General features: G+C 71.0%; 20 protein-coding genes and 3 pseudogenes. 12 read left to right on the top strand and 11 right to left on the bottom strand.

Annotation, left to right across the window (positions count from 1 at the left end; genetic code table 11):
• Positions 1 to 77: 77 nt before the first annotated feature.
• Positions 78 to 1,370, bottom strand: coding sequence for an SWF or SNF family helicase (locus ACHFIV_RS13515; RefSeq protein WP_398967402.1), 1,293 nt, complete (start codon positions 1,368 to 1,370; stop codon positions 78 to 80).
• On the bottom strand, positions 1,367 to 4,258 hold the full coding sequence (locus ACHFIV_RS13510; protein ID WP_398967400.1) for a DEAD/DEAH box helicase: 2,892 nt from the start codon (positions 4,256 to 4,258) through the stop codon (positions 1,367 to 1,369). The genes ACHFIV_RS13515 and ACHFIV_RS13510 overlap by 4 nt, the downstream gene beginning before the upstream one ends.
• A 257-nt stretch (positions 4,259 to 4,515) precedes the next feature.
• Between ACHFIV_RS13510 and ACHFIV_RS13505 the strand changes: the two genes are divergently transcribed.
• The 3 genes from ACHFIV_RS13505 (at position 4,516) to ACHFIV_RS13495 (ending at position 6,397) form a co-directional block, all read left to right on the top strand.
• Positions 4,516 to 5,580, top strand: coding sequence for a fatty acid desaturase family protein (locus tag ACHFIV_RS13505; RefSeq protein WP_398967397.1), 1,065 nt, complete (start codon positions 4,516 to 4,518; stop codon positions 5,578 to 5,580).
• A gap of 95 nt (positions 5,581 to 5,675) precedes the next feature.
• Positions 5,676 to 5,858, top strand: coding sequence for a hypothetical protein (locus tag ACHFIV_RS13500; RefSeq protein WP_329237680.1), 183 nt, complete (start codon positions 5,676 to 5,678; stop codon positions 5,856 to 5,858).
• 8 nt (positions 5,859 to 5,866) lie between these two features.
• On the top strand, positions 5,867 to 6,397 hold the full coding sequence (locus ACHFIV_RS13495) for an MOSC domain-containing protein (RefSeq protein ID WP_398967393.1): 531 nt from the start codon (positions 5,867 to 5,869) through the stop codon (positions 6,395 to 6,397).
• 78 nt (positions 6,398 to 6,475) lie between these two features.
• Here ACHFIV_RS13495 and ACHFIV_RS13490 read toward each other — a convergent pair whose 3' ends face one another.
• Positions 6,476 to 7,354 (bottom strand): hypothetical protein, encoded by an 879-nt coding sequence (locus ACHFIV_RS13490; RefSeq protein WP_398967390.1) that lies wholly within the window; start codon positions 7,352 to 7,354, stop codon positions 6,476 to 6,478.
• Positions 7,355 to 7,557: 203 nt separating this feature from the next.
• Between ACHFIV_RS13490 and ACHFIV_RS13485 the strand changes: the two genes are divergently transcribed.
• Complete coding sequence (locus ACHFIV_RS13485; protein ID WP_398967388.1) at positions 7,558 to 8,466, top strand: oxygenase MpaB family protein; 909 nt, start codon at positions 7,558 to 7,560, stop codon at positions 8,464 to 8,466.
• Between the two features lie 89 nt (positions 8,467 to 8,555).
• Here ACHFIV_RS13485 and ACHFIV_RS13480 read toward each other — a convergent pair whose 3' ends face one another.
• On the bottom strand, positions 8,556 to 9,155 hold the full coding sequence (locus tag ACHFIV_RS13480) for a class I SAM-dependent methyltransferase (protein ID WP_398967386.1): 600 nt from the start codon (positions 9,153 to 9,155) through the stop codon (positions 8,556 to 8,558).
• A gap of 263 nt (positions 9,156 to 9,418) precedes the next feature.
• Here ACHFIV_RS13480 and ACHFIV_RS13475 point away from each other — a divergent pair.
• From ACHFIV_RS13475 to ACHFIV_RS13455, 5 genes and pseudogenes are all read left to right on the top strand, one after another.
• Positions 9,419 to 9,642 (top strand): annotated as a pseudogene (locus ACHFIV_RS13475) (ATP-binding protein); the annotation flags it as partial.
• A 137-nt stretch (positions 9,643 to 9,779) separates the two neighbouring features.
• Complete coding sequence (locus ACHFIV_RS13470; protein ID WP_398967383.1) at positions 9,780 to 10,190, top strand: roadblock/LC7 domain-containing protein; 411 nt, start codon at positions 9,780 to 9,782, stop codon at positions 10,188 to 10,190.
• Positions 10,191 to 10,299: 109 nt separating this feature from the next.
• Positions 10,300 to 11,294 (top strand): annotated as a pseudogene (locus tag ACHFIV_RS13465) (DUF6397 family protein).
• Between the two features lie 40 nt (positions 11,295 to 11,334).
• A complete protein-coding gene (locus ACHFIV_RS13460; protein WP_398967380.1) occupies positions 11,335 to 11,823 on the top strand; it encodes a GNAT family N-acetyltransferase in 489 nt (162 codons plus the stop codon).
• Between the two features lie 100 nt (positions 11,824 to 11,923).
• Positions 11,924 to 12,234, top strand: a pseudogene (locus ACHFIV_RS13455) (LAETG motif-containing sortase-dependent surface protein); the annotation flags it as partial.
• Between the two features lie 114 nt (positions 12,235 to 12,348).
• On the opposite strand, the gene ACHFIV_RS13450 reads toward ACHFIV_RS13455, so the two are convergent.
• The gene (locus ACHFIV_RS13450) at positions 12,349 to 14,442 is read right to left on the bottom strand and encodes an ATP-binding SpoIIE family protein phosphatase (RefSeq protein WP_398967377.1); all 2,094 of its coding nucleotides are present in this window, start codon (positions 14,440 to 14,442) and stop codon (positions 12,349 to 12,351) included.
• Positions 14,443 to 14,619: 177 nt separating this feature from the next.
• Between ACHFIV_RS13450 and ACHFIV_RS13445 the strand changes: the two genes are divergently transcribed.
• The gene (locus ACHFIV_RS13445) at positions 14,620 to 15,678 is read left to right on the top strand and encodes an enoyl-CoA hydratase/isomerase family protein (protein ID WP_398967374.1); all 1,059 of its coding nucleotides are present in this window, start codon (positions 14,620 to 14,622) and stop codon (positions 15,676 to 15,678) included.
• 76 nt (positions 15,679 to 15,754) lie between these two features.
• On the opposite strand, the gene ACHFIV_RS13440 is transcribed toward ACHFIV_RS13445, so the two are convergent.
• From ACHFIV_RS13440 to rhaI, 3 genes are all read right to left on the bottom strand, one after another.
• Positions 15,755 to 17,236: a rhamnulokinase family protein gene (locus tag ACHFIV_RS13440; RefSeq protein WP_398967371.1), complete on the bottom strand. Its 1,482-nt coding sequence runs from the start codon at positions 17,234 to 17,236 to the stop codon at positions 15,755 to 15,757.
• Between the two features lie 84 nt (positions 17,237 to 17,320).
• The gene (locus ACHFIV_RS13435) at positions 17,321 to 19,366 is read right to left on the bottom strand and encodes a bifunctional aldolase/short-chain dehydrogenase (RefSeq protein WP_398967369.1); all 2,046 of its coding nucleotides are present in this window, start codon (positions 19,364 to 19,366) and stop codon (positions 17,321 to 17,323) included.
• Positions 19,367 to 19,433: 67 nt separating this feature from the next.
• Complete coding sequence (gene rhaI / locus ACHFIV_RS13430) at positions 19,434 to 20,600, bottom strand: L-rhamnose isomerase (RefSeq protein ID WP_398967366.1); 1,167 nt, start codon at positions 20,598 to 20,600, stop codon at positions 19,434 to 19,436.
• Positions 20,601 to 21,114: 514 nt separating this feature from the next.
• Here rhaI and ACHFIV_RS13425 point away from each other — a divergent pair.
• Positions 21,115 to 21,567 carry an SRPBCC family protein gene (locus ACHFIV_RS13425; RefSeq protein ID WP_398967363.1) on the top strand — a complete coding sequence of 151 codons (453 nt, stop codon included), beginning with the start codon at positions 21,115 to 21,117 and terminating at the stop codon, positions 21,565 to 21,567.
• A 93-nt stretch (positions 21,568 to 21,660) separates the two neighbouring features.
• Here the strand turns inward: ACHFIV_RS13425 and ACHFIV_RS13420 are convergent, their stop codons facing one another.
• Positions 21,661 to 21,888: a hypothetical protein gene (locus tag ACHFIV_RS13420; RefSeq protein ID WP_398967360.1), complete on the bottom strand. Its 228-nt coding sequence runs from the start codon at positions 21,886 to 21,888 to the stop codon at positions 21,661 to 21,663.
• Between the two features lie 85 nt (positions 21,889 to 21,973).
• The gene (locus tag ACHFIV_RS13415; RefSeq protein WP_398967358.1) at positions 21,974 to 22,468 is read right to left on the bottom strand and encodes a hypothetical protein; all 495 of its coding nucleotides are present in this window, start codon (positions 22,466 to 22,468) and stop codon (positions 21,974 to 21,976) included.
• Between the two features lie 111 nt (positions 22,469 to 22,579).
• On the opposite strand from ACHFIV_RS13415, the gene ACHFIV_RS13410 reads away from it, so the two are divergent.
• Complete coding sequence (locus ACHFIV_RS13410; protein ID WP_398967355.1) at positions 22,580 to 23,440, top strand: pentapeptide repeat-containing protein; 861 nt, start codon at positions 22,580 to 22,582, stop codon at positions 23,438 to 23,440.
• Between the two features lie 208 nt (positions 23,441 to 23,648).
• Here ACHFIV_RS13410 and ACHFIV_RS13405 read toward each other — a convergent pair whose 3' ends face one another.
• A complete protein-coding gene (locus tag ACHFIV_RS13405; RefSeq protein ID WP_398967352.1) occupies positions 23,649 to 24,176 on the bottom strand; it encodes an SRPBCC family protein in 528 nt (175 codons plus the stop codon).
• Positions 24,177 to 24,270 lie beyond the last annotated feature (94 nt).

The following is a 24,270-nucleotide window of genomic DNA, read 5'->3' as shown; positions in this document are numbered from 1 at the left end:
CGGTCTACGGCTCAACACGCCAGGCTTCCCCGTACGGTTCCGCGAGCCGGAACCGTCGCGTCACGGGCGTGCGGCCGTCAGGAGCCGGACAGCACTCCGGCCAGTGCCGCCGCCGGATCGGCCTCCCCCGGGCCGGCCGGCACCCACCGGCCCCGCTCCTCGGCGTACGGCCACCACCGCCCGTCGCGCCCGTACCGCACCTGGACACCGGTCCCGGCCACGGTCCAGCGGTTGCCGACGGCACGCAGCTGCGGACTCTCACCCTCCTCCCACGCCGCGGCGAGCTGTGCCCGGGCCCGGGCCAACTCCTCCTCGTCGGGCAGCCATTCCTCCTCGTACACCGCCAGCGAGGCGGGCCCGCCGTGACGCCAGGCCCGCACCGCGGCGTCGAGGCCCGCCTGCCCACGCCCGGCCGCAGTGCCGAGGCGGGCCGTGATCCGGTCGCAGGGGCGGCCCTCGGCGGCGAGCCGCACGGCGTCCTGCTCCGCGCTCAAACCGGTCGGCAGCGGCTGTACTCCGTGGCCTGCGGCCAGCGCCTCGACCAGCATTCCGTACGCCCGTACGGCGCTGTCCGCTGCCAGGAACTCCAGGGCCGAGGCATCGATACCCGCGGCCACGTCGGTCTCCGCGTCCAGTGAGGGCGGCATGCCCGGTTCCGCGGGGAGGGGAGGCACAGGGGGCAGCGGCGGCAGGATGCCCGCTGCCGCGTACGCCTCGTCGGCCGGCACCCCCCGTGACACCGGCCCCCGGCCCGGCTCCTTCGACAGGGCCCCGCCACTCGCCGGGTGAACCGCACGGGCGGCGCTCCGCACCTGCAACTCGTCGAGCAGCCGCCGCTCGTCCCGCCCCCGCAACAGCAGCAGCACGAAGGGATCCTGGTCGAGCAACCGCGCCACCTGGTAGCACAGGGCGCCCGAGTGCGGGCAGTGGTCCCACGCCTCGCAGCTGCACTCCGGCTCCAGGTCGCCGATCCCCGGCAGCAGGTCGAGGCCGGCGGCGGCCGCGTCCTCCACCAGATGCGGCGGCATCTCGCGGTCGAGCAGGGCGGCGATGTGCCCGGAACGCTCGGACGCCATGTCCAGGAAGCGGTCCCACTCCTCCTCGGTCAGCTCCTGGAGCAGGACGTCGCTGCGATAACCCGTCGAGTCGCGGTCCTGCACGACCGCGGTGAGCCGGCCGGGCCGGACCGACACCGCGCCGACCCTGCCCTCGCGGGCCAGCCTCCGCCCCCTCTTGAGCTGTTCACCGTCGAGTGCCGTGTCCTCCAGCGCCTTCAGCCATGCCAGGCCCCACCAGGAGGAGGCGAAACCGCGGCCCTTGGCGGGCGGAAGCGCGGCGAACGTGCGCTCCGGTTCGTAGTCGTCGTTCATCGTGCGCCCCCTCGCAGCTCGACCAGTTCGGCCAGCTCCGCATCACTCAGTTCCGTGAGCGCGGCCTCGCCGCTGCCGAGCACCGAATCCGCGAGCCCTTGCTTCCGCGCCAGCATGGCAGCGATCCGGTCCTCGATGGTGCCCTCGGCGATCAGCCGGTGCACCTGCACCGGCTGAGTCTGCCCGATCCGGTACGCGCGGTCGGTCGCCTGCGCCTCGACGGCCGGGTTCCACCAGCGGTCGAAGTGCACGACGTGGCCGGCCCGGGTCAGATTGAGTCCGGTTCCCGCGGCCTTGAGCGACAGGAGGAACACCGGCGCCTCGCCCGCCTGGAAACGGCTGACCATGGCCTCCCGCTCGGCGACGGGTGTGCCGCCGTGCAGGAACTGGGTGCGTACGCCGCGTGCGGCCAGGTGCTGTTCCAGCAGTCGGGCCATGCGTACGTACTGGGTGAACACCAGCACGCTCGCCCCCTCGGCGAGGATGATGTCGAGGAGCTCGTCCAGCAGTTCCACCTTCCCCGACCGGTCCACGATCCGGGGGCGCTCCTCCTTGAGGTACTGCGCCGGGTGGTTGCAGATCTGCTTGAGTGCCGTCAGCAGCTTCATCACCAGCCCGCGCCGCGCGAAGCCGTCGGCGCCGGAGATCTCCTCGAGCGTCTCGCGCACCACCGCCTCGTACAGACCCGTCTGCTCGGCCGTGAGCGACACGGCACGGTCCGTCTCCGTCTTGGGCGGGAGCTCGGGCGCGATGCCGGGGTCGGACTTGCGGCGTCGCAGGAGGAACGGGCGGACCAGTGAGGCGAGCCGTTCGGCGGCGGCAGGGTCACTCCCTCCCTCCACCGCGCTCGCGTAGCGCGTGCGGAAGGTGCCGAGCGGCCCGAGCAGTCCGGGCGTCGTCCAGTCGAGGATGGCCCACAGCTCGGAGAGGTTGTTCTCCACCGGGGTGCCGGTGAGCGCGACGCGCGCCCGCCCGCCGATGGCGCGCAGCTGCCGGGCGGTCGCGGAGTGGGGGTTCTTGACGTGCTGCGCCTCGTCGGCGACGACCAGGCCCCAGGACACCCGCGCCAGCCGGGCCGCGTCGAGACGCATCGTCCCATAGGTCGTGAGGACGAACTCACCGTCCGCCGGACCGTCGAGCGAGCGAGTCCCGCCGTGGAAGCGGCGTACCGGCGTGCCGGGGGCGAACCTCTCGATCTCCCGCTGCCAGTTGCCCATCAGAGAGGTGGGGCAGACCACGAGCGTGGGACCCGCGGCCGACTCGATGTCCTGGCGGTGCAGGTGCAGGGCGATCAGCGTGATCGTCTTTCCGAGCCCCATGTCGTCGGCGAGGCAGCAGCCGAGACCCAGCGAGGTCATGGTGTGCAGCCAGTCGAGGCCACGCAGCTGGTAGTCGCGCAGACTCGCGTCGAGTGACTTTGGCTGCCCGACCGTACCGCGGTCTCCCCGATCAGGGTCCGCGATCCGCTCGCGCAGCGCCTCCAGCCAGCCCGTCGCGGCCACAGCCACCCGGCGGCCGTCCACTTCGGTGGTCCCGGTCAGGACCGCCCCGAGCACGTCGATCGGCGTGACCTCGCGGTCGCGCGTCCCACGGGCACGCCGGGCGTCCTCCGGATCGACGAGCACCCACTGGTCACGCAGCCTGACCAGCGGCCGGCCCGCCTCGGCCAGCCGGTCGAGCTCCGCCCGGCTCAGCTTCGTGTCGCCCAGGGCGAACGACCAGTCGAACGCGAGCAGGGCGTCGGCGGACAGGAAGGACGGCGTGTCCGATCCGCTCCGCGACGTCGTCCCGTCGCCGTCGCCCCGCGGGCCGATCACCGCCCGCGCAGTGAGCTTCCTCGTCAGTTCCCTGGGCCAGTGCACCTGTACGCCCGTCGCGGCGAGCGCGGTCGCCGCCGGGCCCAGCAGGTCCGCGACCTCCTCGTCGGCGGGCTCGACCGCGTCCGGGACCGCGGCGGACAGAAGGGGAGCCAGGGGAGGCCAGGCGCGGGCGGCACGCCGCAGTGCGAGCAGGGCGTCCATGCGGGCGCGTGGGCCGAACGACGACGCGGCGGGGGACCGGTCGGCCCATACGTCCGCCGCGTCGGCGACCAGGGCGGGATCCTGGACGCTGTGGATCTGCAGAACCACCCGGAACGCGGGGGCGCGGTCCGCTCCGGCCGTCTCTCCCGCGCCCTCCAGGCCACCCGTGTCGCCGAGGCCCGAGACCTCTACACGCAGGGACAGCCGCACGCCCGCGTCGTGACCGGCCGCCACATCGGCCGCCCACGGCCGCAAGCCGGGCAGATGCTGTGCGGCCGGTGCGGCGAACGCAGGCGCGCCGGTGACCAGTTCGGCCGCCGGCGTGCGTGGCAGTCCGTCCGCCACCGCGTCGAGGAACGACCGCACCAGCGACTCGGGCTCGGCGAGCATCAGCGGAGAGGCCGCCGTATCGAGCGGTACCGCGTGGGCGTCGGGAGGCATGGACGCCGCCAGCACCCGGACACGCTCGACATCCTCAACGGTCAGCGGGCCGACTCGCCACGCGTCGTGGTCCTCTGGGCTCAAGCCCGGCAGCAGCAGCCCGCGGGCGACGACTTGGAGCGCGAGAAGTCCGGCGGCGCCCCAGAACGTGGTCGAGGGCGAGGCGTGCGCGTTCGCCCGCGCCCGTGTCAGCACCGGCAACGCGTCCCCTACGGGCATCGTCAACGCCGGGACCACATAAGGGTGGCCGTCGCTCCCGGCCACCGTCAGCTCCGTCTGGCTCCCGGGATCGACGGGAGGGGTGCTACCGTCCGCATTCCAGAACGCGATCAGGCCGGTACGGGCCGGATCCGCGGGGAGGAAGACTGCGGAGCAGCGGGACAGTTCGAAGATCTCGTTGAGTGTGACCGCAGGGAGCCTGTGCACAGCGATGTCAGATTCCTCAAATTTGACTAGTGAGCCCGGGGTCGCCGAGGGTACTCCACCCACGGCCCGTTCCGGGAGAGATGCCCAGTGATCCACCTCACTCATTTCGCCTTCTGAAGCCTGGGGTGCGGCTCGCACCACCACCGGACACGGGGGATTCCCCCCGCACGTCCGGGGTGATGGCGCCATGGCTGCCGCAGGCCGGCCGTCCGTACGTTTGACGAGGTCAGCGCAGATGCCCAGAAACCGGAGACGTCATGCCCCAGGCGGCAGCAGCCACCGTTGCGCAACACCCCCGCGACGGATCGGAGAGTCCGGCGGCCCCTCAGGCCTCCGGAAGTGATTTCGCACCGCTCCTGAAGGCCGTCAAGGGGCAGGGTCTCCTGGAGCGGCGCACCGGCTGGTACGCGGCAGGGATCACCGCCAACCTGGCCGCGCTCGGAGTCGTCATCACCGGCATGGTGCTGCTCGGTGACACCTGGTGGACCCTGCTGCTCGCTCTGCCGCTGGCCGTCCTGTGGACCCGCACGGCCTTCTTCGGCCACGACGCGGGCCACGCCCAGATAACCGGCGACCGCAAGGCCGGCCGGGCCATCGGCTTCGTGCACGCCAACCTCCTTCTCGGCATGAACGAGGCCTGGTGGAACGACAAGCACGTACGCCATCACGCGAACCCGAACCACATAGACAAGGACCCCGACGTCGGTGTCGGCGCCCTGGTGTGGACCCAGAAGCAAGCCGCGCAGCGGGAGGGCTTCGCCCGCTGGCTCACCCGTAACCAGGCGCGGCTCTTCTTCCCGATGCTGCTCCTCGAAGGCATCGCCCTCAAGATCTACGGCTTCCAGTTCCTGCGGCGTCAGCCCGTCCGTGAACGCGCGCTGTCCGGCTTCCTGCTGGCCGGCCACCTCGCGCTGTACGGAACCCTGCTCCTGACCGTGCTGTCCCCGGGCAAGGCGGTCGTCTTCGCGCTCGTGCACCACGCCCTGTTCGGCCTGCACCTGGGCATGGCCTTCGCCCCTAACCACAAGGGCATGGAGATGCCCGACCCCGACGGCGACCGCTGGGGTCATCTCCAGCGTCAGGTCCTCACCTCACGCAACGTACGGGGTGCCGTCCTCACCGACTGGCTGCTGGGCGGCCTCAACTACCAGATCGAGCACCACCTCTTCCCGAGCATGCCCCGCCCCCACCTCCGGCTGGCGCAGCCGCTGGTGAAGGCGCACTGCGCATCGATCGGCATGCCGTACGCGGAGACCGGCCTGGTCGAGTCCTACCGGCAGGCGCTGGAGCACATGCACGAGGTCGGCGAGCCGCTCCGCTAGACCGCTGCGCGGCGGTGCCGCACAGCAGGAACCGTCAGGGGCGCACAGGCGTTCTCTCACCAGGAGCGGCTCCGGCCGCGGAGGAGGCACGGATCATGTCGAACGGTGCAAAGATCGCCATCGGGGGAGTAGTCGCGGCAGTCGTCCTGATTCCGTTCATCGGATTCTGGTGGTCGCTGCTGGTCCTCATCGGCGTACCCACGGTGGGTTACCTGATGCTCGACCCTGCTCAGAGGCGGAGGCTCCGCAGGATCAGCCGCAAGGAGATAGGACGCTGACCGGCACAGTGACCGCGGTGAGCAGCAACGCCGTCTATTCCTTCTCCAAGCCGAACAGGGACAGCATCAGGCTGCTGACCGGACTCGGCGTCGAGGGAGACGTCCATGCCGGCGTGACCGTCAAGCACCGCTCCCGGGTCGCCCGGGACCCGGCGCAGCCCAACCTGCGCCAGGTCCATCTCATGCACCAGGAACTCTTCGCCGAGCTCGGGCCCGCGGGATTCGAGGTCGCCCCGGGCGAGCTCGGGGAGAACATCACCACCGGTGGGATCGATCTTCTCGCCCTTCCCGTGGGCACGCTGCTGCATCTCGGCCACACGGCCGTCGTCGAGGTGACCGGCCTGCGGAACCCGTGCCTGCAGATCGACACCTTCCAGGACGGGCTGCTCAAACAGGTCGTCGGCCGCACGGACGACGGCACCGTCGTCCGCAAGGCGGGGATCATGGGTGTCGTCACGCGGGGCGGGTCCGTACGGCCTGGTGACGTGGTCAGGGCGGAGCTGCCCGCCGAACCGCACCGTCCACTGGAGCGCGTGTAGCACGCGCGAGGGATGTCCGGCCGGGCGCCCGGATGGTGTCCGGCCGGACAGGGGCGGGACGCATCCCCGCCCGGGAGGTCATGCCGGCCGGACGGCCAGTTCGTCGAGCGACTTCAGCAAGCCCGGGAGTTCGGGGCCGCGGCCGACGGTCATGATCTCGCCCGGCTCCTCGTCCAGCAGGATGAACGCGATGTCGTCGGTCCTTGCGACCATGGACCACCCCGGCCCGTCGACCCGCAGGGTTCGCGCACCGCCAGGGGCGAACGCGGAGCGGATCCGACCGGGCGGGGGCGGGGAGCTGATGTACGCCCGGGCTCCTTCGAGCGCCCTCCGTACCCCGGGATGCTGCCGGGAACCAGCGGGCTTCTCCGCGCCTCCCTCATGGGCCCGAGCCTCGTCGGTCACGCCGGCGGGAGCTCGCTCCTCGCCGTCGGCCACGGACTCCACGGACGCGCCGAAAGCGTTCTCGTCGATCTGCTCCCGCCAGGCGGCCCACTGGAGAGCGATCTCGTCCGCCCCGAGGCGACGCTGCGCAGGTCCCCAGGCGTCGGTGTCCGGCGGCGTCAGCAGCGCCGGCCCCTCCCCGTCCGGATCGGGCGACGGGTCGTGCGGTTCGGGGACGCCGGGAGCGGCGACCGCCAGCGCCAGAGGCCATCCGGGGTGCGCGCAGACCACCGAGCGGCCGTCGGGGGAGAGGTCGTACGCCATCCCGCAGTCCCACGAGGCGATGGCGACAGCCACTGACGAGACGTCCTCGACGACCACCGTCCAGCGGGCACCGCCGCTGTCCTGGCCGAGGACGAGACCGTACCCCTCGGCGTACGGTTCGAGGCCGAGGGCGGCGCAGGCGGCCACGTAGTCGTCGCCGAGCACGCTGGGGAACTGCGCGGGGGTCAGCAGCACAGCGGTCAGCACGAACAGCGCGTCGTCGGCGGCCGTCTCGTCGGTCCCAGCCACAGCACCCACCCTCTCCCCGATCGCTTGTCCGTCGGCGCACCCTACTACTCGGTAACCCTCTCGTCGAGGTCCTGACAGCGGCAACGGCCACATACCCGAAAGGCGCGACCGGCCGAGGTGGCGCGCCATGCCACCCCTCGCACCGTGGTACCCGTCCGTCCGGCACGCGTAGGGTTGTGCCTCCGGCCCACGAGGGGGACAGCATGGTGAAGCGTTACGAACGCCTGAAGGAGATCCAGCGTCTGGACCCGGAGCGGGACTTCCTGCAGATCTACCGGCTCACCGTGTCGTTCGAATTCCCCTGGGACATCACCCGCGCTCTCGAACTCGCCCTGTACCGCACGTACGCCGTTCCGAGCATCGGCCGACTTCTGGCGGAGACAGCGGAACTGACGGAACGTGCACAGAAGAGGTACGACGACACCGCACTTCTCCTCGACACCGTGGTGGAGCACGGCTTCGACAGCGAGGCGGGCCGCACGGCCGTCCGGCGGATCAACCGGATGCACCGCAGCTACGACATCAGCAACGACGACATGCGCTATGTGCTCTGCACGTTCGTCGTCGTCCCGAAGCGCTGGCTCGACACGTACGGCTGGCGCAAGCTGTCCGGCCATGAGGTGCGTGCCTTCGCCGCGTACTACCGCACGCTCGGAGCCCGCATGGGCATCCAGGACCTGCCGCAGACGTACGAGGACTTCGAGCGCACCCTCGACTCCTACGAGCAGGAGCACTTCGGGTGGGACGAGAGCGCACGCGCTGTCTCCGACGCCACCCTGGCCCTGATGGGCTCCTGGTATCCCCGCCCGCTGGCCCCCGTGGTCCGCAAAGCCAGCCTCGCCCTGCTCGACGACTCCCTGCTCCGGGCGTTCCGGTACGAGCGACCGGGTACCGTCGCCCGCGCACTGACGCGCGGAGCCCTGTTCCTGAGAGCACGCGCCGTTCGGCTCATGCCGCCGCGGTCCACCCCTCACTACGCCCGCCAGAACCCCGAGATCAAGGGCTACCCGGACGGTTACGAGGTGGCAGACCTCGGTACCTTCCCCACGCCCGGCGTGCGCGGTTGCCCGGTGCCCCACGGACGGCCGCCGTCGGACGTACCGGCCGGCTGACCCGCGAGCCTCGTCCGGCCCGGGGTCCCGGAGGGCTCGGCCTGTCCGTACGCAGCCGGGTCATGGTGGCCGGTCAGCCGGTCAGCCGGTCAGCCGGTCCGCGTGGCCAGCGCCAGGAAGCGGCTGGCCTCGTCGGTGTAGGCGTCGAGCCGCCAGCCGGCCCCTGCCAGCAGCGGCGCGAGACGGCGCTCGGCCCGCAGATCGTCGTCCGAGAGCGGGCGGCCGTGCCGTGCGGCCAGCGCCGCTCGCCCGATGGGGTGGAACAGGGCCAGGTGCCCACCGGGCCGCACCACCCGTGCAAGCTCCGACAGCCCGTGACCGGGGTGCGGAATGTGCGAGATCAGACCCGCGGCGAAGACGGCGTCCAGAGTTCCGGCGCGCAGCGGAAGACGTGCGACGTCAGCCAGCAGCAGGGCGCCGCTCGATCGTCTTCCCGCCCGCAAGGCGGCATCCAGCATCGCGCGCGTCAGGTCGGCCCCCACTACCGTGCCATCGGGTCCGACCGCAGTACGCAGGGCCGGCAGCGCCCGACCCGTTCCGCAGCCCGCGTCGAGTACGGTGTCGCCCGGCCGCAGACGGAGCTCGCCGACGGCGGCGGCATAGGCCGGACCGTCCTCGGGGAATCGCCTGTCCCATCCCGCCGCCCGCACGGAGAAGAAGTCCTGGACGTGTGTGTGGTCGTCGGCCATACGGACATGATCGCGCAGTGTGCACCCGAGCGGAACGACAAGCGGTGCACATGTGCGAATCCTGTGCGATCGTCCGGAACGTCTCTCTGCCGTGACCCAGCACCTTCGCAATGCGTCCCCCGCCGCATGAGGCGTTAGGCCGGAAGTCGGCTCGTCCGCTCCCGTTCGGCCACGGGGCGAGCCTGGCTGACGCCCGCCCCCTCACCGATGCCGTACGCACGGCTGTCTCGGAGATCAAGCACTACGCGTGCGCGGAGGTGGCGCGGGGGCTCGACGACCGCTTCCCGGCCGTCGTCCACTTCGAGCACCGCCGCATCCCGTTCGTCCAACTGCTTCTCGATCGCGCGGACGTACGCCGAGGAGGACGTCTCGCGCGCACCGGATCTCGAGGGGACGCCCGTCGTCCTGTCCGCCGCGCGGGACCGTGCCTCGGGGAAGAACGTTCTGATCCGCATTGGTGGAGTACGCCGGGCGCCGCCAAGGCGCTCCGGAAGCCCGGCTTCCGCGAGGGGACGACCGTGGCGCGAAGCAACGCCTCCTGAGTAGGGAGGCGCTTGCCCGCAGGGAGGCCGTACGCAAGGCTTGCGCGGGAGGCCGGGCACGACGAACGGGGAGGACGAGCACATGGCGCTGGACCGGGGACTTGACTGGCTCCTTGACGATCTCACCAGCCGGGTGGAACACATCCAGCACGCGCTGGTGCTGTCGAACGACGGGCTGGTGACCGGGGCGAGCACCAGCCTGGCCCGGGAGGACGCGGAACATCTGGCGGCGGTCTCGTCCGGGTTGCAGAGCCTGGCGCGCGGATCGGGGCGCCACTTCGGTGCGGGAAGAGCACGCCAGACCATGGTGGAATTCGACGAGGCGCTGCTCTTCGTGACCGCGGCCGGGGACGGCAGTTGCCTGTGCGTCCTCACCGCCGCCGAAGCCGACGTGGGCCAGGTGGCCTACGAGATGACGCTGTTGGTGAATCGTGTGGGCGAACATCTCGGAGTGACGGCACGGCAGGGCGTGGAGAGCCTGGACCGCCTCTGACCTGCGTTTCTCATGGAAGCGTCAGGGTTATCCACAGGCTCGACAAGCGATGCGTCCCCCCGGACTACCGTGGTCACACACAGTATTCGACCTCACGGGGGAGAAGGTCATGACCGTTACGGAATCCACCGGCAAGCGGGCCGCCGACCCGGCGCCGTCCGTGCTCTTGTCCGTAGGTCGCGCAGCGCAGGAACTGGCTTTGAAGCGCGCCGAACTGGACCTGGCGATCCATCTGGGCCTGATCGGCGCTGAGCCGGCCCCGGCAGTGCGAGGCCACGGATCCGCCGACAGGAGATCGACCGGCTGCGTGCCCTGCCGGGCTTCCCCGAATCCCTTCGGGGCCGGGTGCGTACAGCGGGGACGGCGGAAGGGGCCACGCTGCTCGGTGTCAGCCCCGCGCGTTTCGCCGGTCTGGCCCGCATCGGCTGCGTCTCACCGGTCGCGTTCTGTCTGAACCGCTACCGCGCGGTGGTCTGGCTCTATCTGGTGGACGAGCTCCTCGCCTTCGCCGCGCGAGAACCGGACCTGATCGCGGGGAAAACCCCGGCGGGGATGCGGACCATGCTGGACGCGGGCACCGACTGGCGGGCGCGGAACTGGCGTTCACGCAGGGTCGACCGGCTGCTGAGCCGTGTGGAGGATCCGTGGGTACGGGCCGCCCTACAGGCATCCGCGCTGGACGCGGTCCAGCTCGCGGAGGTGGTGGAGGATCCCTACGAACGTGCTTATCTGGCCCGCGTGAGGCCGGACCGTGCGTTCGGGCCCCCGGGTTCCGTGGCGGGCAGAGAGACCATGGAGCGGTTGATGCTGGCCGACGACCCGGACGAAATCCTCTGGCGCAGAGTGAACCTGACGCTCGAGCTGGAGCGGGCTCGTGAGACGCGCGCTGCTCCACGCCCAGGCTACGACCCGGCGTTCTGCCTGGCCCCCGGTCGGCGGGCGCCCCACCGGCCGGTGACCGACCCGCCGTTGTCGGAGGGAAGGCTGCCGCGCGGCCCGGCGTCCCTTCCCGGCCGGGCCGGCCGGACGCGCCCCCGTGCCGGTGGTGGACGGAACCTGCTCCGCCGGTTCGGGCTGCGGATGCCCCGGCACAAAGATCACTAAAGCCGTTGCGCCGGGCTGTCCGTCAAGGCATCTTGGCCCCATGCTGATCAGAGAAGCCACCGGCAAGGACTGGCCCGCCATCTGGCCGTTCTTCCACGCGATCGTCGCCGACGGCGAAACCTTCACCTACCCAGTGGAGCTCGGTGAGGACCAGGCCCGGGACTGGTGGCTCCTCTCGGCTCCGGACCGCACGGTGGTCGCGGTCGACGACACAGGGACCGTCCTCGGTACAGCCAAGATGAACAGAAACCACATGGGCAACGGCTCACACATCGCCAGTGCCAGTTACATGGTCGCTCCGGAGTACTCAGGCCGGGGCGTGGGCCGGGCGCTGTGCGAGTACACAGTGGACTGGGCTCGGGCGGCCGGATACCGCGCCATGCAGTTCAACGCCGTGGTGGAGACGAACATCCACGCCGTACGGCTGTACCGCTCCCTCGGCTTCGAGATCATCGGCACTCTGCCGGAGGGATTCAAGCATCCCGTGGAGGGCTATGTGGGTCTCCATATCATGCACAAGGCGCTCTGAAACCACCCTCACAGTCAGCCGGGGCGGCTGAGAGGACAATGGCTTCCGGCCATCCTGATGTGTCCGTCATGTACCGAGTAGTGATGTTCTGCGCACGGCCGACGCAACGAGGACCGCGTCGGTGTGCGAGGGGGAGACCCCGGAGCCGACCCCGACCGAGGCGACTCCTCAGGAGACTCCGAGCACGGAGCCGTCGGGCTTCGGAGATCCCCGAGCCCAGCGCGACGCCGAGCGAGACCGCCACGGAGGCAGCGCCTGCCCCCGCGGAGCCGAGCAGCAGCGCACCGGACCTGGCTGAGATCAATTCCTCCTCCGCCACGCCCGTCACCGGCGGCGCCGCGCTCGCGGTACTGCTCGGCAGGCGGCGGCATTCTGTGGTCCGTCCGGAAGCGTCGCAGGGCGCAGCACTGACGTCTCAGCGGACTCCGGCGTTCTCGCCCGAGCCCGAGCCCGAGCCCGAGCCGTCCCGCTCCGGAGCCGTATCCGTTCCCGAGCCGGAGCGGACGAGGGACGTGGCGAGCAGGATCAGGACGCGGGGCCGATCTCGCACCAGACGGCCTTGCCTTCCCCTCGGGGTTCGACGCCCCAGCGTTCGGCCACCGCGTCGAGAAGCAGCAGACCCCTTCCGGAGGTCGAGGTCTCGCCCGGAGTGCGGCGCCGGGGCCAGACACTCGAGCGGTCCTGGACCGACAGCCTGATACGTCGCACGGGCTCCGGCAGCACCTCCAGCGTGAGTACCGCCCCGCCTTCGGTGTGCAGCAGCACGTTCACCAGCAGTTCCCCGGTCACCAGCTCCGCGTCGTCCGCCAGGCCGGCGAAGCCCCAGTCCCTCAGTGCCTGACGCACGATCGACCGGGCCTCCGAGAGTCCCTGCGGGTCCGCCTGATGGATGTACTGGTGCAGCCGGGGCGCACGGGGCGACCCCGGATCCGGACTGCGCCGCAGGACCAGCAGGGCCACGTCGTCGCCCGAACCCCACCGTTCCCACAGCCGGTCCGACAGATGGTCCGCGAGCGCCTCGGCGCCCTCGGGCCCGTCGCTCACCTCGTGGATCAGTGCCCCGACCCCCGCATCGACATCCGCCCCCGGTTCCTCGACCAGACCATCGGTGTACAGGACGAAGGTCTCGCCGGGTACCAGGTCGAGGCGGGTCTCCGGATACTCCTCGTCCCGGAAATCCGTGGAGATCCCCAACGGCAGCCCCCCGCGCACCTGAGGGGCCCCCACCCGTCCGTCGGTGTGCCTGATCAACGGTCCGAAGTGGCCCGCGCGGGCCACGCGCACCGCCCCCGTGGCCAGGTCCACCTGTGCGTACGTCGTCGTCGCGAACCGGTCGGTGTCCAGCTCGGCGAGAAAACGGGACGCCCGCGCGAGTACGGTCGCCGGAGGGTGCCCCTCGGCGGCGTACGCGCGCAGAGCTATGCGCAGCTGGCCCATGATGGCCGCGGCGTGCGTGTCGTGCCCCTGCACATCGCCCACCATGACGCCGACACGGCCCCGGGGAAGAGTGATCACGTCGTACCAGTCGCCACCGACCTCGCGCCCGCTCCACGCCGAGTGGTAGCGGACCGCGATCTCGCCACCTTCGATGTCCTGGATCCGCCGCGGGAGCATGGCGGACTGGAGCCCCGTGGCGAACTCGCGCTCCTCGTCGAAGAGGATCGCCCGCTGCAACGACTGGGCCACGATGGCCGCCAGCCCCAGACACAGGATCCTCTCGTCGGCGCTGAACTCCGTGCGGTCGCGGTAGAAGAGCGCGAGTCCGCCCAGGGAGCGAGCCTGGGCTATGAGCGGGAGATAGGCGGCGGCGCGGAAGTTCAGCTCCCCGACGTGCGGCTCCAGCACCGGATAGCGCCGGACCAGGGAACCGAGTGACGTGATGAACCGGGGTCGCCCGCTGAGGATCGTGTCCCCGAGAGGCAAGGTCGCATCGAGCTGTCCGGATCCCACGCCCTCGAGAACCTCCACCGACTCACCGCTCAGCGCGATGATCTTGAGCGCGGAGTTGTCCACCAGACCGAGGGCCAACCCGTCCGCGCCGATCCCCACCAGCCCTCCCGGGCCGGTGAGCGCGGCGGTGACGTCGTTCACGGTCACCGCTCGCGACATCGCCGCGGTGGTGTGTTCGACGATGTTCGTCTGGCGACGGCGTCGCTCCTCCAGATCCATCACGAAGGCCGAATGGGTGACCTCGGCCGTCGCGTCCCGCACCACGCCGATGACGCGGTGTGCCCGGCCGTCCTCCGACCGCAGGATCCGGGCCTGTACGTGGGTCCACTGGCGGGTCCCGTTCTCCAGCGGCACCTGGAAGTGGACGCTGTAGGAGTTGCTGCCCCCGGAGATCGCCTCGTCGATGGTGGCTTCCAGACGCGTCCGGTCCGGCTCGTCCAGCCGGTCGATCACGGCCGACGGCGAGGCCTCGAGGGCGGCGGCGTCCAGGCCGAAGACCGCCAGCCCAGCTTCGTCGACGTCCACCGTCCGGGTGTCCAGATCCCATTCGAAACTGCCGGTGCGGTTCAGAGCCAGGCGCTCCGCGAGCCCGGTCCCACCGGCGTGGAGCCGTTCGACCCGGAGCCGCGACGCTGCCTCGTCGTCTGCTCGCCGTGAAGAGTCGGTCATGCCTCCTCCGGAGGTCGTCCGGCGGGGCTGCTGGACGTCGCGGCCCGTGGACACCAATTGTCGAGCCCCCGGCGCGGGAGTGCCACAGCGGCTTCGGTGGACCCGGCGCCGGCTCCCCCTGACGGCCGTCGCAGAATGGCACACGGAGATCGTCCACGGCTGACCCGGAGCGCACACATGAACGACGACGAGCCCGTCCTGCTGCACACCGACGGCCGCGTCCTGCACATCACCCTCAATCGCCCCAGGGCCCTGAACGCACTCACCCACTCCATGGTGCGTGGCCTCGACGAAGCGCTCACTCTGGCGGCCGGCGACGACGCGGTCACCGCCGTCGTGATCCAGGGAGCCGGCGGGCGGGGTCTCTGCGCGGGCGGCGACATCCGGACGATCTACGAGGACGCCCGGGCGGGGCGCCGGGCCTCCGTGGATTTCTGGCGTGACGAGTACCGCCTCAATGCCCGGATCGCCGGCTTCCCGAAACCGTACGTGGCCCTCATGGACGGCATCGTGATGGGCGGCGGGGTAGGCGTCTCTGCCCACGGCGACGTGCGCGTAGTCACGGAGCGCTCACGCGTCGCCATGCCCGAGACCGGGATCGGCTTCGTCCCCGACGTAGGGGGCACCTGGCTGCTGGCGGCCGCACCGGGGGAGCTCGGGACCCACCTCGCGCTCACCGGCCGGGCCGTCGAGGCCGCCGACGCCCTCCTGTGCGGGCTCGCCGATCACTTCGTGCCGTCCCACCGTCTGCCCGACCTCACGTCCGCCCTCGCCCGGTGCGCGACACGCACCGAGGTGACGCGTACCGTACGCCGGTACGCGACCGACGCCCCGCAAGGGGAATTCGAGGCGCAGCGCGCGTGGATCGACGACTGCTACGCCGCAGACACCGTCGAGGAGATCATCGGCCGGCTGTTGAGCAGCGGACAGCCCGCCGCGAAGGAGGCGGCGGAGACGCTCCTGGCCGCGTCGCCCACCGCGCTCAAGGTCACCCTCGCCGCCGTACGCCGTGCCGCGCGGCTCAGCGGCCTCGAGGCGGCACTCGACCAGGAGTTCCGTGTCTCCTGCCGGGCCTTCGCGGGACACGACCTGGTGGAGGGCGTACGCGCCCGCATCATCGACAAGGACCGCGCCCCGCGATGGAGCCCCGCCGGACTCGACGGCGTCACCGCCGCCGACGTCGCCCGCTACTTCGAACCGCTGGGCGACCAGGAACTCGGCCTGGCCGGGAGCTGACCTCCTCAGTCCCAGCCCGGTCCGCGACTCCGCGGGACCAGCCGCCGCACGCCCGCACAGGGGCCGGGTGGTTCTCTCATCCGCGTACCGGCAGCCGGTCAGCGGCACGGTCCCAGGCGCTCATGTTCCCCTGCGGGCTGTAGTGGCGCAGCTCCTGCGTGCGCGCGATGAGCCCGCGCATGTCCCTCAGCCCGCCCACCGAGCCGTGAGCCCGCGCCTGCAGCAGGACATTGCCGAGCGCGGTGGCCTCGGCAGGCCCGGCGGTGACCGGGAGGCCGGTCGCGTCGGCGGTCCACTGGCACAGCAGTTCGTTGCGTGAGCCTCCGCCGACGAGGTGGATCCGTGTCAGCTCGCGGCCCGCCAGCTCGGCCGCCTCGCGCAGCGTCCTGCGATGGGCCAGCGCCAGGCTCTCCAGCACGCACCGCACATATCCGCCGGGCCCGTCCGGCGTCCCCTGTCCGGTCCGGGTGAGTGCGTCGTCGATGCGTGACGGCATGTCGCCCGGTGCCAGGAACAGGGGATCATCAGGGTCGACCACAGCGGCGAACGGCCGGGCACGCGCGGCGTCCGCGAGGAGACCTTGCAGGCTTGTCGAGGTCCCGCCCCGTTCCCAGGTGCGGCGGCATTCCTCCAGCAGCCACATCCCCATGATGTTGCGGAGATAGCGAACGGTCCCGTCCACGCCGCGCTCGTTGGTGAAATTCGCAGCTCGCGACTCCTCGGTCAGCACCGGCGCGTCCAGTTCGAGACCGGCCAACGACCAGGTGCCGCACGACACGTACGCGAATCCAGGCTCTGTCGCGGGGACCGCGGCGACAGCCGACGCGGTGTCGTGCGAGGCGACGGTCGTGACCGGTGTGTCCGCCGGCAGCCCGGTGAAGCCGGCCACATGAGGAAGCAGGGTGCCCACGCTTTCGCCTGGTTCGCGCAGGCGGGGGAACAGTGAGGGATCCAGCCCCAGTCGTCCGATCAGCGCATCGGACCAGGCGCCGGCACGCGCGTCGAACAGCCCGGTGGTCGACGCGTTGGTCACCTCCGCACCCACCGACCCCGTCAGCCAGTACACCAGGAGATCGGGCATCAGCAGCATGGTCCGAGCAGCCGGCCACTGCGCCGTCGACCGGTGGGCGGCCAGTTGGAAGACCGTGTTGAACTGCAGATGCTGCAGCCCGCCTACGCCGTACAGCTCCCGCGCGTCGAAGCGGTCCAGGACCTTCACGGCAGCGGCGGCGTTTCGGTCGTCGCGGTAGTGGAACGGCAGGCCGAGGAGTGACCCGTCGGAGTCCAGGAGGCCGTAGTCCACGGCCCAGGTGTCGATGCCCACCGAGGCGACGGGGCCACGGCCTGCCGCCACGCGCAAACCGTCCAGCATGCCCTGGTACAGGGCGAGTACGTCCCAGTGGAGCCCGTCGGGAAGCCGGACCGGCGTGTTGGCGAAGCGGTGGGCCTCGGTCAGTACCAGCTCGCCGGGCCCGACCCTGCCGGTGATCACCCGCCCGCTGGTGGCGCCCAGGTCCACCGCGGCGAACACCGGGTCGTGTCGTGTAGTCGCAGACATGAAGAAGCTCATCCGATCCGGCCGGAGCCGCGCCCCCGGCTGGTCACGGAACAGTGACCGGGGGCGCGGCGGGGTGGCACAGGGTCAGCGCAGGAACGCCGCCGCCACACCGGCGTCGACAGGGATGTGAAGGCCGGTGGTGTGGGTGAGATCCCCACCGGTCAGTGCGAACACCGCGTTGGCGACGTGTTCGGGGAGCACCTCGCGCTTGAGGATGGTGCGCTGGGCGTAGAACTCGCCCAGCTTCTCCTCCTCGATGCCGTAGGTCGCCGCGCGCTGGGCCCCCCAGCCCGCGGCGAAGATGCCGGAGCCACGCACGACGCCGTCCGGGTTGACGCCGTTGACCCGGATGCCGTGCTCGCCCAGCTCGGCCGCCAGTAGTCGCACCTGGTGAGCCTGGTCGGCCTTGGTGGCCGAGTACGCGATGTTGTTCGGGCCAGCGAACACGGCGTTCTTCGACGCGATGTAGACGATGTCGCCGCCGAGCCCCTGCGCCCGCATCATCCGTGCCGCCTCGCGGGACACGAGGAAGGACCCGCGTGCCATGATGTCGTGCTGCAGGTCCCAGTCCCGGGCCGTCGTCTCCAGCAGCGGCTTGGAGACGGAGATGCCGGCGTTGTTGACCACCAGGTCCACACCGCCGAAGGCCAGCGCGGCGGACGCGAACGCGTCGGCGATCTGCTCCTCGGACGTGACGTCGACCGTCACGGCCACGGCCCTGTCCGGGCCGCCGAGCTCCTCGGCGACGGCTGCCGCGTTCACGGCGTTCAGATCCGCGACGACGACACACGCCCCCTCCGCGACGAGCCGGCGGGCGATGGCCCTGCCGATGCCCGACCCTGCGCCTGTGACCAGCGCGACCCGCGTGGCCAGGGGTTTTGCCGCCGGCATCCGGCGGAGCTTGGCCTCCTCCAGTTCCCAGTACTCGATGCGGAACTTCTCGGACTCCTCGATCGGCGCGTACGTGGAGACGGCCTCGGCGCCACGCATCACGTTGACGGCGTTGAGGTAGAACTCCCCGGCGACCCGGGCGGTCTGCTTGTCCTTGCCGAACGAGAACATGCCGACCCCGGGTACCAGCACGATCGCCGGGTCCGCTCCGCGCATCGCGGGCGAGTCGGGGGCCGCGTGACGCTCGTAGTACGCGCGGTACGCCTCGCGGTACTCGGTGTGAAGCACCTGGAGCCGCGCCACCGCCTCCTCCAGAGGCGCGTCCCCCGGCAGATCGAGGACCAAGGGCCTGACCTTCGTACGGAGGAAGTGGTCAGGACACGACGTGCCGAGCGCCGCGAGCCGGGGGTGCTCCGCTCGTGACAGGAAATCCAGGACCGGAGCGGCGTCGGTGTAATGCCCCACCTGAGGGCGGTCCGTGGACGCCAGCCCGCGGATCACCGGGGCGAGGGCCGCGGCACGCTCACGGCGCGCCTCCTCGTCCAGAGCGCCCAGCCCCGAAAGTACGGGACCGAAGGGGTCGGCCCTGCCGTGGTCCTCCAGGAACGTCTCGGCGGTACGGATCATCCAGAGGGCGTTGCGCTCGCATTCCTCGGAGGTGTCCCCCCAGGCCGTGATGCCGTGACCGCCCAGGATCACGCCGACCGCCCGCGGATTGGCCTCCCTGACGGCCGCTATGTCGAGGCCCAGCTGGAAACCGGGCCGACGCCAGCCCACCCAGGCGACCTTGTCACCGAAGCACTCGGCGGTCAGCTGCTCCCCGTCGGCCGCACAGGCCAGCGCGATACCCGAGTCGGGGTGCAGGTGGTCGACATGGGCGGCGTCGACCAGCGCGTGCATCGCCGTGTCGATCGACGGGGCGGCACCACCCTTGCCGTGGAGGCAGTAGTCGAACGCCGAGACCATCGCGTCCTCGTGTTCCACCCCCGGGTACACGTCCTTGAGCGCGCGTACCCGGTCGAGCCTGAGCACCGCAAGGCCGGCCTGGGTCAGGGTGCCGAGGTCGCCGCCCGAGCCCTTGACCCAGAGCAGTTCTGCCTCGCCACCGGTGACCGGATCGGTCTCCGTCCCCTTGGCCGACGCGTTGCCACCGGCGTAGTTGGTGTTGCGGGGATCGGAGCCGATCCGGTGGGCGCGCTCCAGGAGCGCGGCGACTTCGGGGTGCGTCGCGGACGTCATGAGGGGTTCCTTCGGGAAGAGAGGACGGGGCTGTGTTTCCGGGCGTTCGGTCGCGGCAGGACGGGGCTCAGGCGCCCCAGCCCGCCTGCTCCCCGCCGACGCGGTCGGCGGCGATGCGCTCCTGGTTGCCGGAAGCGAGGTATGCCGCGAACGGGTCACGCGCCAGGCCGAGTTCTTCACGGACGTCGCCGAGCATCGGCCGCACGTCGGTGTTGAACGCGTCCATCAGCACTCCGTTGGATGCCAGGACGTCACCGGCGCGCTGCGCCTCGGAGAGTGCGTCGGCGTCGATCAGCAGGGCCTTCGCCGTCGCTTCCTGGACGTTGGTCACCGACCGGATGACGGCCGGGATCTTGGCCTCGATGTTGTGGCACTGGTCGAGCATGAAGTTGACATTGGTCTCAGGGTCGAGACCGCCGTTCTTGACCACCTCATGCATGATCCGGAACAGCTGGAACGGGTCGGCGGCGCCGGCCATCAGGTCGTCGTCCGCGTAGAAGCGGGAATTGAAGTCGAACGCGCCGAGCTTCCCCTCGCGCAGCAGGAACGCCACGATGAACTCGATGTTCGTGCCGGGGGCGTGGTGTCCGGTGTCGACGACGACCTGGGCCCTCGGCCCGAGCTTGAGGCAGTGGGCGTACGAGGTGCCCCAGTCCGGCACATCGGTGGTGTAGAAGGCGGGCTCGAAGAGCTTGTACTCCAGCAGCATGCGCTGGTGGTCGCCGAGCCGCTCGTAGACCTCGGCGAGCGCCTCGGCCAGACGGTCCTGGCGACCCGCTATGTCGTCCTGGCCAGGGTAGTTCGTGCCGTCCGAGAACCACAGCTTCAGGTCGGCCGAGCCGGTCGCGTCCATGATGTCGACGCACTCGAGCAGATGGTCGGTGGCCTTGCGGCGGACCTTCGGGTCCGGGTGGGTGACCGATCCCAGCTTGAAGTCGTCGTCCTGGAAGACGTTGGAGTTGATGGCCCCGATCCGCAGGCCGAGCTCCCCGGCGTACCGGGTCAGTTCCGCGTAGTCCTCGACCTTGTCCCACGGGATGTGCAGCGACACCTTGGGGGCGACTCCCGTGTGGGCGTGGACCTGCGCCGCGTCAGCCAGCTTCTCGAAGGGGTCGCGGGGGACGCCGGGCTGGGCGAAGACCTTGAACCGTGTCCCGGAGTTGCCGTACCCCCAGGAGGGCGTCTCGATGACCTGAGACTTCAGGGCTGCCTTGACGGCCGACACATCAGACATGAACACCTCGTAAGCAGAGTCATCCGGCGACCGGTCGGGATCGTGGATGTGAATCGTTTCATCCGGAACGTACGCTAAGTTTGAGCACTGCTGCTAGTCAAGCAATCAGGTCAGTTTGTTCGTCGTTTGAATCAATTCACCACAGCCTCCCGAGCGGGCCCCCCGGACAAGGGGACCTCCACGGGCAGGTGACCGGCAGAGCGCATCTGTGCTGTGTGCAGGGGGCCGACGCTCCGGCCGATCCGGCGCTGCGAGGTCGCTCGACGAGCTGAACCGCCGTGACGGGCAGACACTGAGAGTGGGCGGGAGGTCGGCCGCCGGACCACTCTCCGCTGCGGTGGGGCTGAGGCACCTGTGGCTGCGGGAGGCGGTGGACCTGGCCCCCATGCGACGACGGGGCCGGGAGGAAGCTGTTCCTCCTGTTCCCGGTGCCCGTCCGGCTCGTCCGCGACCGGTGGGTGGGCAAGGACGCGGAGCCACGGGGCGCCGGGCTCAGGAGCCGACTGGAGAAGTGATGGAGAAGGTCTTCGAGTTCTACATCCGCACCACTCCCGAGCGTCTCTGGGAGGCGATCACCGACCCTGAGATCCGAAGCACGTACAACTTCGGCGCCCGCATCACCTCGGACTGGACACAGGGCTCCCGCTTCGAGATGGGTGCGCCGGGCGCTCCGGGCTCGCTGGGCGAGGGGGAGAACCTGGAGGTCGAACCGCCGCGCAGGCTGGTGCAGAGCATGGTCGCGCTCTGGAGCGACGAGGCCAGGAGGGAGGGCCCGACCCGTGTCACCTGGGAGATCGAGCCCATTGGCGACTCGTGCCGGCTCACCGTCACTCACGACGAGCTTCGCGAGAGCGCCAGCGAGGAACTGTACGGCGGTTGGCCGATGATCCTTTCGGGCCTGAAGACCTGGCTGGAGACGGGGGAGCGGCTCACGACCCCCGGCTCCCTCCTGTACGGCGACCAGTAGGCGACGGCCCGGCGCGGCAGGCGCTCGCCGGCGCGTGCGGCCTCGTAGCCGCAGGCGCCCGCTGACGGGACGCCCGCCGCGACCGGAAACCGGTCAGTGACCGGAGCCCGTCAGGCTCGGCTGGAGTTTCCGCACCAGGGCGAAGAGCCTGTCCTCGTTGCCCGAGAGGCCCGCGCTCCGCAGGGCCTCGTCGGCCTCCGCGATCGGGGACGCGAGCAGCGGCATGTACAGGGGGGCTTCAGCCGGGTCGGCGAGCGCGGCGCGCGTGGCGGCCAGTAAGCGGACGTACGCCTGGGCCGCAGCGATTTCGGCTTCGTGCATCTCAGCATCTCCCGGTCAGAGGTGTCGGACCATCAAGCATCCCCCATGGGTCTGACAACGTCCGGCGAGCACTCCGGCCGGCCCGTCAGGAGCCGGCAGGAGGCGGCGGCTCGACCTCGAGAAAGCGCCGCCTGCGCGGGCCGCGGTAAAGGAGGGCCGTCCAGCCCAGGCGCCGCAGCACGGTGACACACGAAGCCAGCGCCTCCGCCTCGTCGTGCGCAGCCCCGCCGCCCGGCGGCCCGGTCCACTCGACCCGCACCGTGCCGGGCGCCTCGCCCTCGGACACGCGGTACCCGGTGGCGGTCCGCTCACCGGACGGGCCGAGCGCCGACGCGGGAATTCCGGCGGCTTCGAGCGCCAACGCCACGGCCCGCAGCGGACGGTGCAACTCCCAAGGGGCGGGCGCGCTCTCGGGATCAGCTTCCCCCGCACGCGTCAGCCGCCTGATCTGCAGCATCCCCTCGTAAGCGGTCCGCACCTCTCCGGCGCGGCCGGCCACGGTCCTGGGGACCGCTGGGCCGTCACCGGTCGCCGGCTCGAACCCTCTGTCCTGCGCGCTCACTTCCCGCGACCTCCGCATCCGTAGCGTCTCTCCGGCCAAGTGTGCGTCTGACCACTGACACCCGTAGCCCCCCGCCCTTCGCGCGGACCCGTAAACTCGGCAGCACCGCAGACCGGAGGAACCACGCCCGTGCCCGACGACGACCCGACCGCCGCACCCGTCTCCCGAGAGACAGCCCTGCGCGCCGACTGCGCGAACTGTTTCGGGCTCTGCTGCGTGGCTCTGACCCTGACCGCGTCGGCGGACTTCGCGATCAACAAGGAGGCGGGCACCCCCTGCCCCAATCTGGCGGACGACTTCCGCTGCGGCATACACACCCGGCTGAGGAACGAAGGCTTCTCCGGATGCACCGTGTACGACTGCTTCGGCGCGGGCCAGAAGGTCTCCCAGGAGACCTACGCCGGCCGGGACTGGAGGTCGGCCCCGGACACCGCCCAGCAGATGTTCCAGGTCTTCCCGGTGATGAGACAGCTTCACGAGCTGCTCTGGTACCTGACGGAGGCTCTCACCCTGCCCGCTGCCTCGCGCGTTCACCCTGACCTCCAGGACGCACTGGCCGAGACCGAACGCCTCACTCGTCTTCCCGCCGGCGAGCTCGCGGAGCTGGACGTGTCCGCGCACCGGGACAGGACCGCTGCCCTGCTGCTGCGCGCCGGTGAACTCGAACGCGCCACTGTTCCCCGGCGCGCCAAGCGCAGTCGGAGGGGGGCGGACCTCATCGGAGCCCGGCTCAGAGGTGCCGACCTCCGTGGAGCGGAACTCCGCGGCGCTTACCTCATCGCCGCCGACCTCCGCGGAGCCGACCTGCGCCGGGCGGAGCTCATCGGCGCCGACTTCCGGGACGCCGACCTGTCCGACGCGGACCTCACCGGCGCTCTTTTCCTCACCCAGGCACAGGTGAACGCGGCGAAGGGCAACGCCGCGACAAGGCTGCCGGATTCCCTGACCCGGCCCGCGCACTGGGCGGGGAACAGGTCAGGTCGAGCCTGAGCACGCAACGAGGTTCCCCTCGGCACGTGCGCCGACAACGGCCGTGACCACCTGACGCCCAGCAGGGCCTCCTGCTCACGGGCCCGCAAGGCTTACCCACCGGTCCACAGGGGCCGACGGTCCGCCGACCGGCGCCACCTGAGCATGGATGTGTCGGCCGCCCGGTACGAGTGCGGCGGGCGCACCTGTCGGCCGGCGGAGCGGTCCGCTACTCAGCGCGGGCGGCTGCTTCCGGCCCGTCCTGCTCCAGTGCCGCCTTGAGACGCTCCAGCGTCGTACGGATGTTTCCGCGCTGGAAATCCGCGAAGGTCTGCCCGCGCGTCGCGACCCGGTCGAAGGCGTTGGCGACGACATCGGGCCACGCCCGCCGGTTGTCCGTCCAGGTCTCCGTGACGCGGGTGCAGCCGTCGACCGCGTCGAAACGGTACTCCCACAGGGCGATGGAGCCCGGCAGCCGTGGCCGCCGCACTCCGATCGCGTGCACACGAAAGGCGAACCGCGCGCCGGGGTCGGCGGCGGTGACGGTGCACCTGGTCGTCCAGTGGAAGGGGCCGCGCTTGTTCCGGCCTTCGAAGACCATGCCGACATGGGCTCCACGGCGTTCCCCGAGTATCCGCGCGCCCTGGTTCTCCGGACTCCAGCGCCCCATGGCGGTCGGGTCGCTCAGCTCTTCGTACACGGCCGAAGGCGCCGCCCGGATCAGGATGCTGTCCGATACGGACATGGTGCGGGGCATGAGGACTCCCTGTACTCGGCCGGCCGGGGCGACGCACCGGACCGGGCGGATCACGTGCGAACGGTTGGCGGTGCTGCTTCGTTGGACAGTGTGG

This window comes from Streptomyces sp. ALB3, from assembly GCF_044385685.1.
Taxonomy (GTDB): Bacteria; Actinomycetota; Actinomycetes; order Streptomycetales; family Streptomycetaceae; genus Streptomyces.
The sequence above is the reverse complement of the archived record's forward strand: the minus strand, read 5'-3'. Positions and strand labels throughout refer to the sequence as shown.

Excerpts from the sequence above, each read along its gene's own strand:
- ACHFIV_RS13515 (WP_398967402.1), bottom strand. The coding sequence starts at position 1,370 with ATGAACGACGACTACGAACCGGAGCGCACGTTCGCCGCGCTTCCGCCC.
- ACHFIV_RS13505 (WP_398967397.1), top strand. The coding sequence starts at position 4,516 with ATGCCCCAGGCGGCAGCAGCCACCGTTGCGCAACACCCCCGCGACGGA.
- ACHFIV_RS13500 (WP_329237680.1), top strand. The coding sequence starts at position 5,676 with ATGTCGAACGGTGCAAAGATCGCCATCGGGGGAGTAGTCGCGGCAGTC.
- ACHFIV_RS13485 (WP_398967388.1), top strand. The coding sequence starts at position 7,558 with ATGGTGAAGCGTTACGAACGCCTGAAGGAGATCCAGCGTCTGGACCCG.
- ACHFIV_RS13480 (WP_398967386.1), bottom strand. The coding sequence starts at position 9,155 with ATGGCCGACGACCACACACACGTCCAGGACTTCTTCTCCGTGCGGGCG.
- ACHFIV_RS13470 (WP_398967383.1), top strand. The coding sequence starts at position 9,780 with ATGGCGCTGGACCGGGGACTTGACTGGCTCCTTGACGATCTCACCAGC.
- ACHFIV_RS13460 (WP_398967380.1), top strand. The coding sequence starts at position 11,335 with ATGCTGATCAGAGAAGCCACCGGCAAGGACTGGCCCGCCATCTGGCCG.
- ACHFIV_RS13450 (WP_398967377.1), bottom strand. The coding sequence starts at position 14,442 with ATGACCGACTCTTCACGGCGAGCAGACGACGAGGCAGCGTCGCGGCTC.
- ACHFIV_RS13445 (WP_398967374.1), top strand. The coding sequence starts at position 14,620 with ATGAACGACGACGAGCCCGTCCTGCTGCACACCGACGGCCGCGTCCTG.
- ACHFIV_RS13440 (WP_398967371.1), bottom strand. The coding sequence starts at position 17,236 with ATGTCTGCGACTACACGACACGACCCGGTGTTCGCCGCGGTGGACCTG.
- ACHFIV_RS13435 (WP_398967369.1), bottom strand. The coding sequence starts at position 19,366 with ATGACGTCCGCGACGCACCCCGAAGTCGCCGCGCTCCTGGAGCGCGCC.
- rhaI (WP_398967366.1), bottom strand. The coding sequence starts at position 20,600 with ATGTCTGATGTGTCGGCCGTCAAGGCAGCCCTGAAGTCTCAGGTCATC.
- ACHFIV_RS13425 (WP_398967363.1), top strand. The coding sequence starts at position 21,115 with ATGGAGAAGGTCTTCGAGTTCTACATCCGCACCACTCCCGAGCGTCTC.
- ACHFIV_RS13420 (WP_398967360.1), bottom strand. The coding sequence starts at position 21,888 with ATGCACGAAGCCGAAATCGCTGCGGCCCAGGCGTACGTCCGCTTACTG.
- ACHFIV_RS13415 (WP_398967358.1), bottom strand. The coding sequence starts at position 22,468 with ATGCGGAGGTCGCGGGAAGTGAGCGCGCAGGACAGAGGGTTCGAGCCG.
- ACHFIV_RS13405 (WP_398967352.1), bottom strand. The coding sequence starts at position 24,176 with ATGCCCCGCACCATGTCCGTATCGGACAGCATCCTGATCCGGGCGGCG.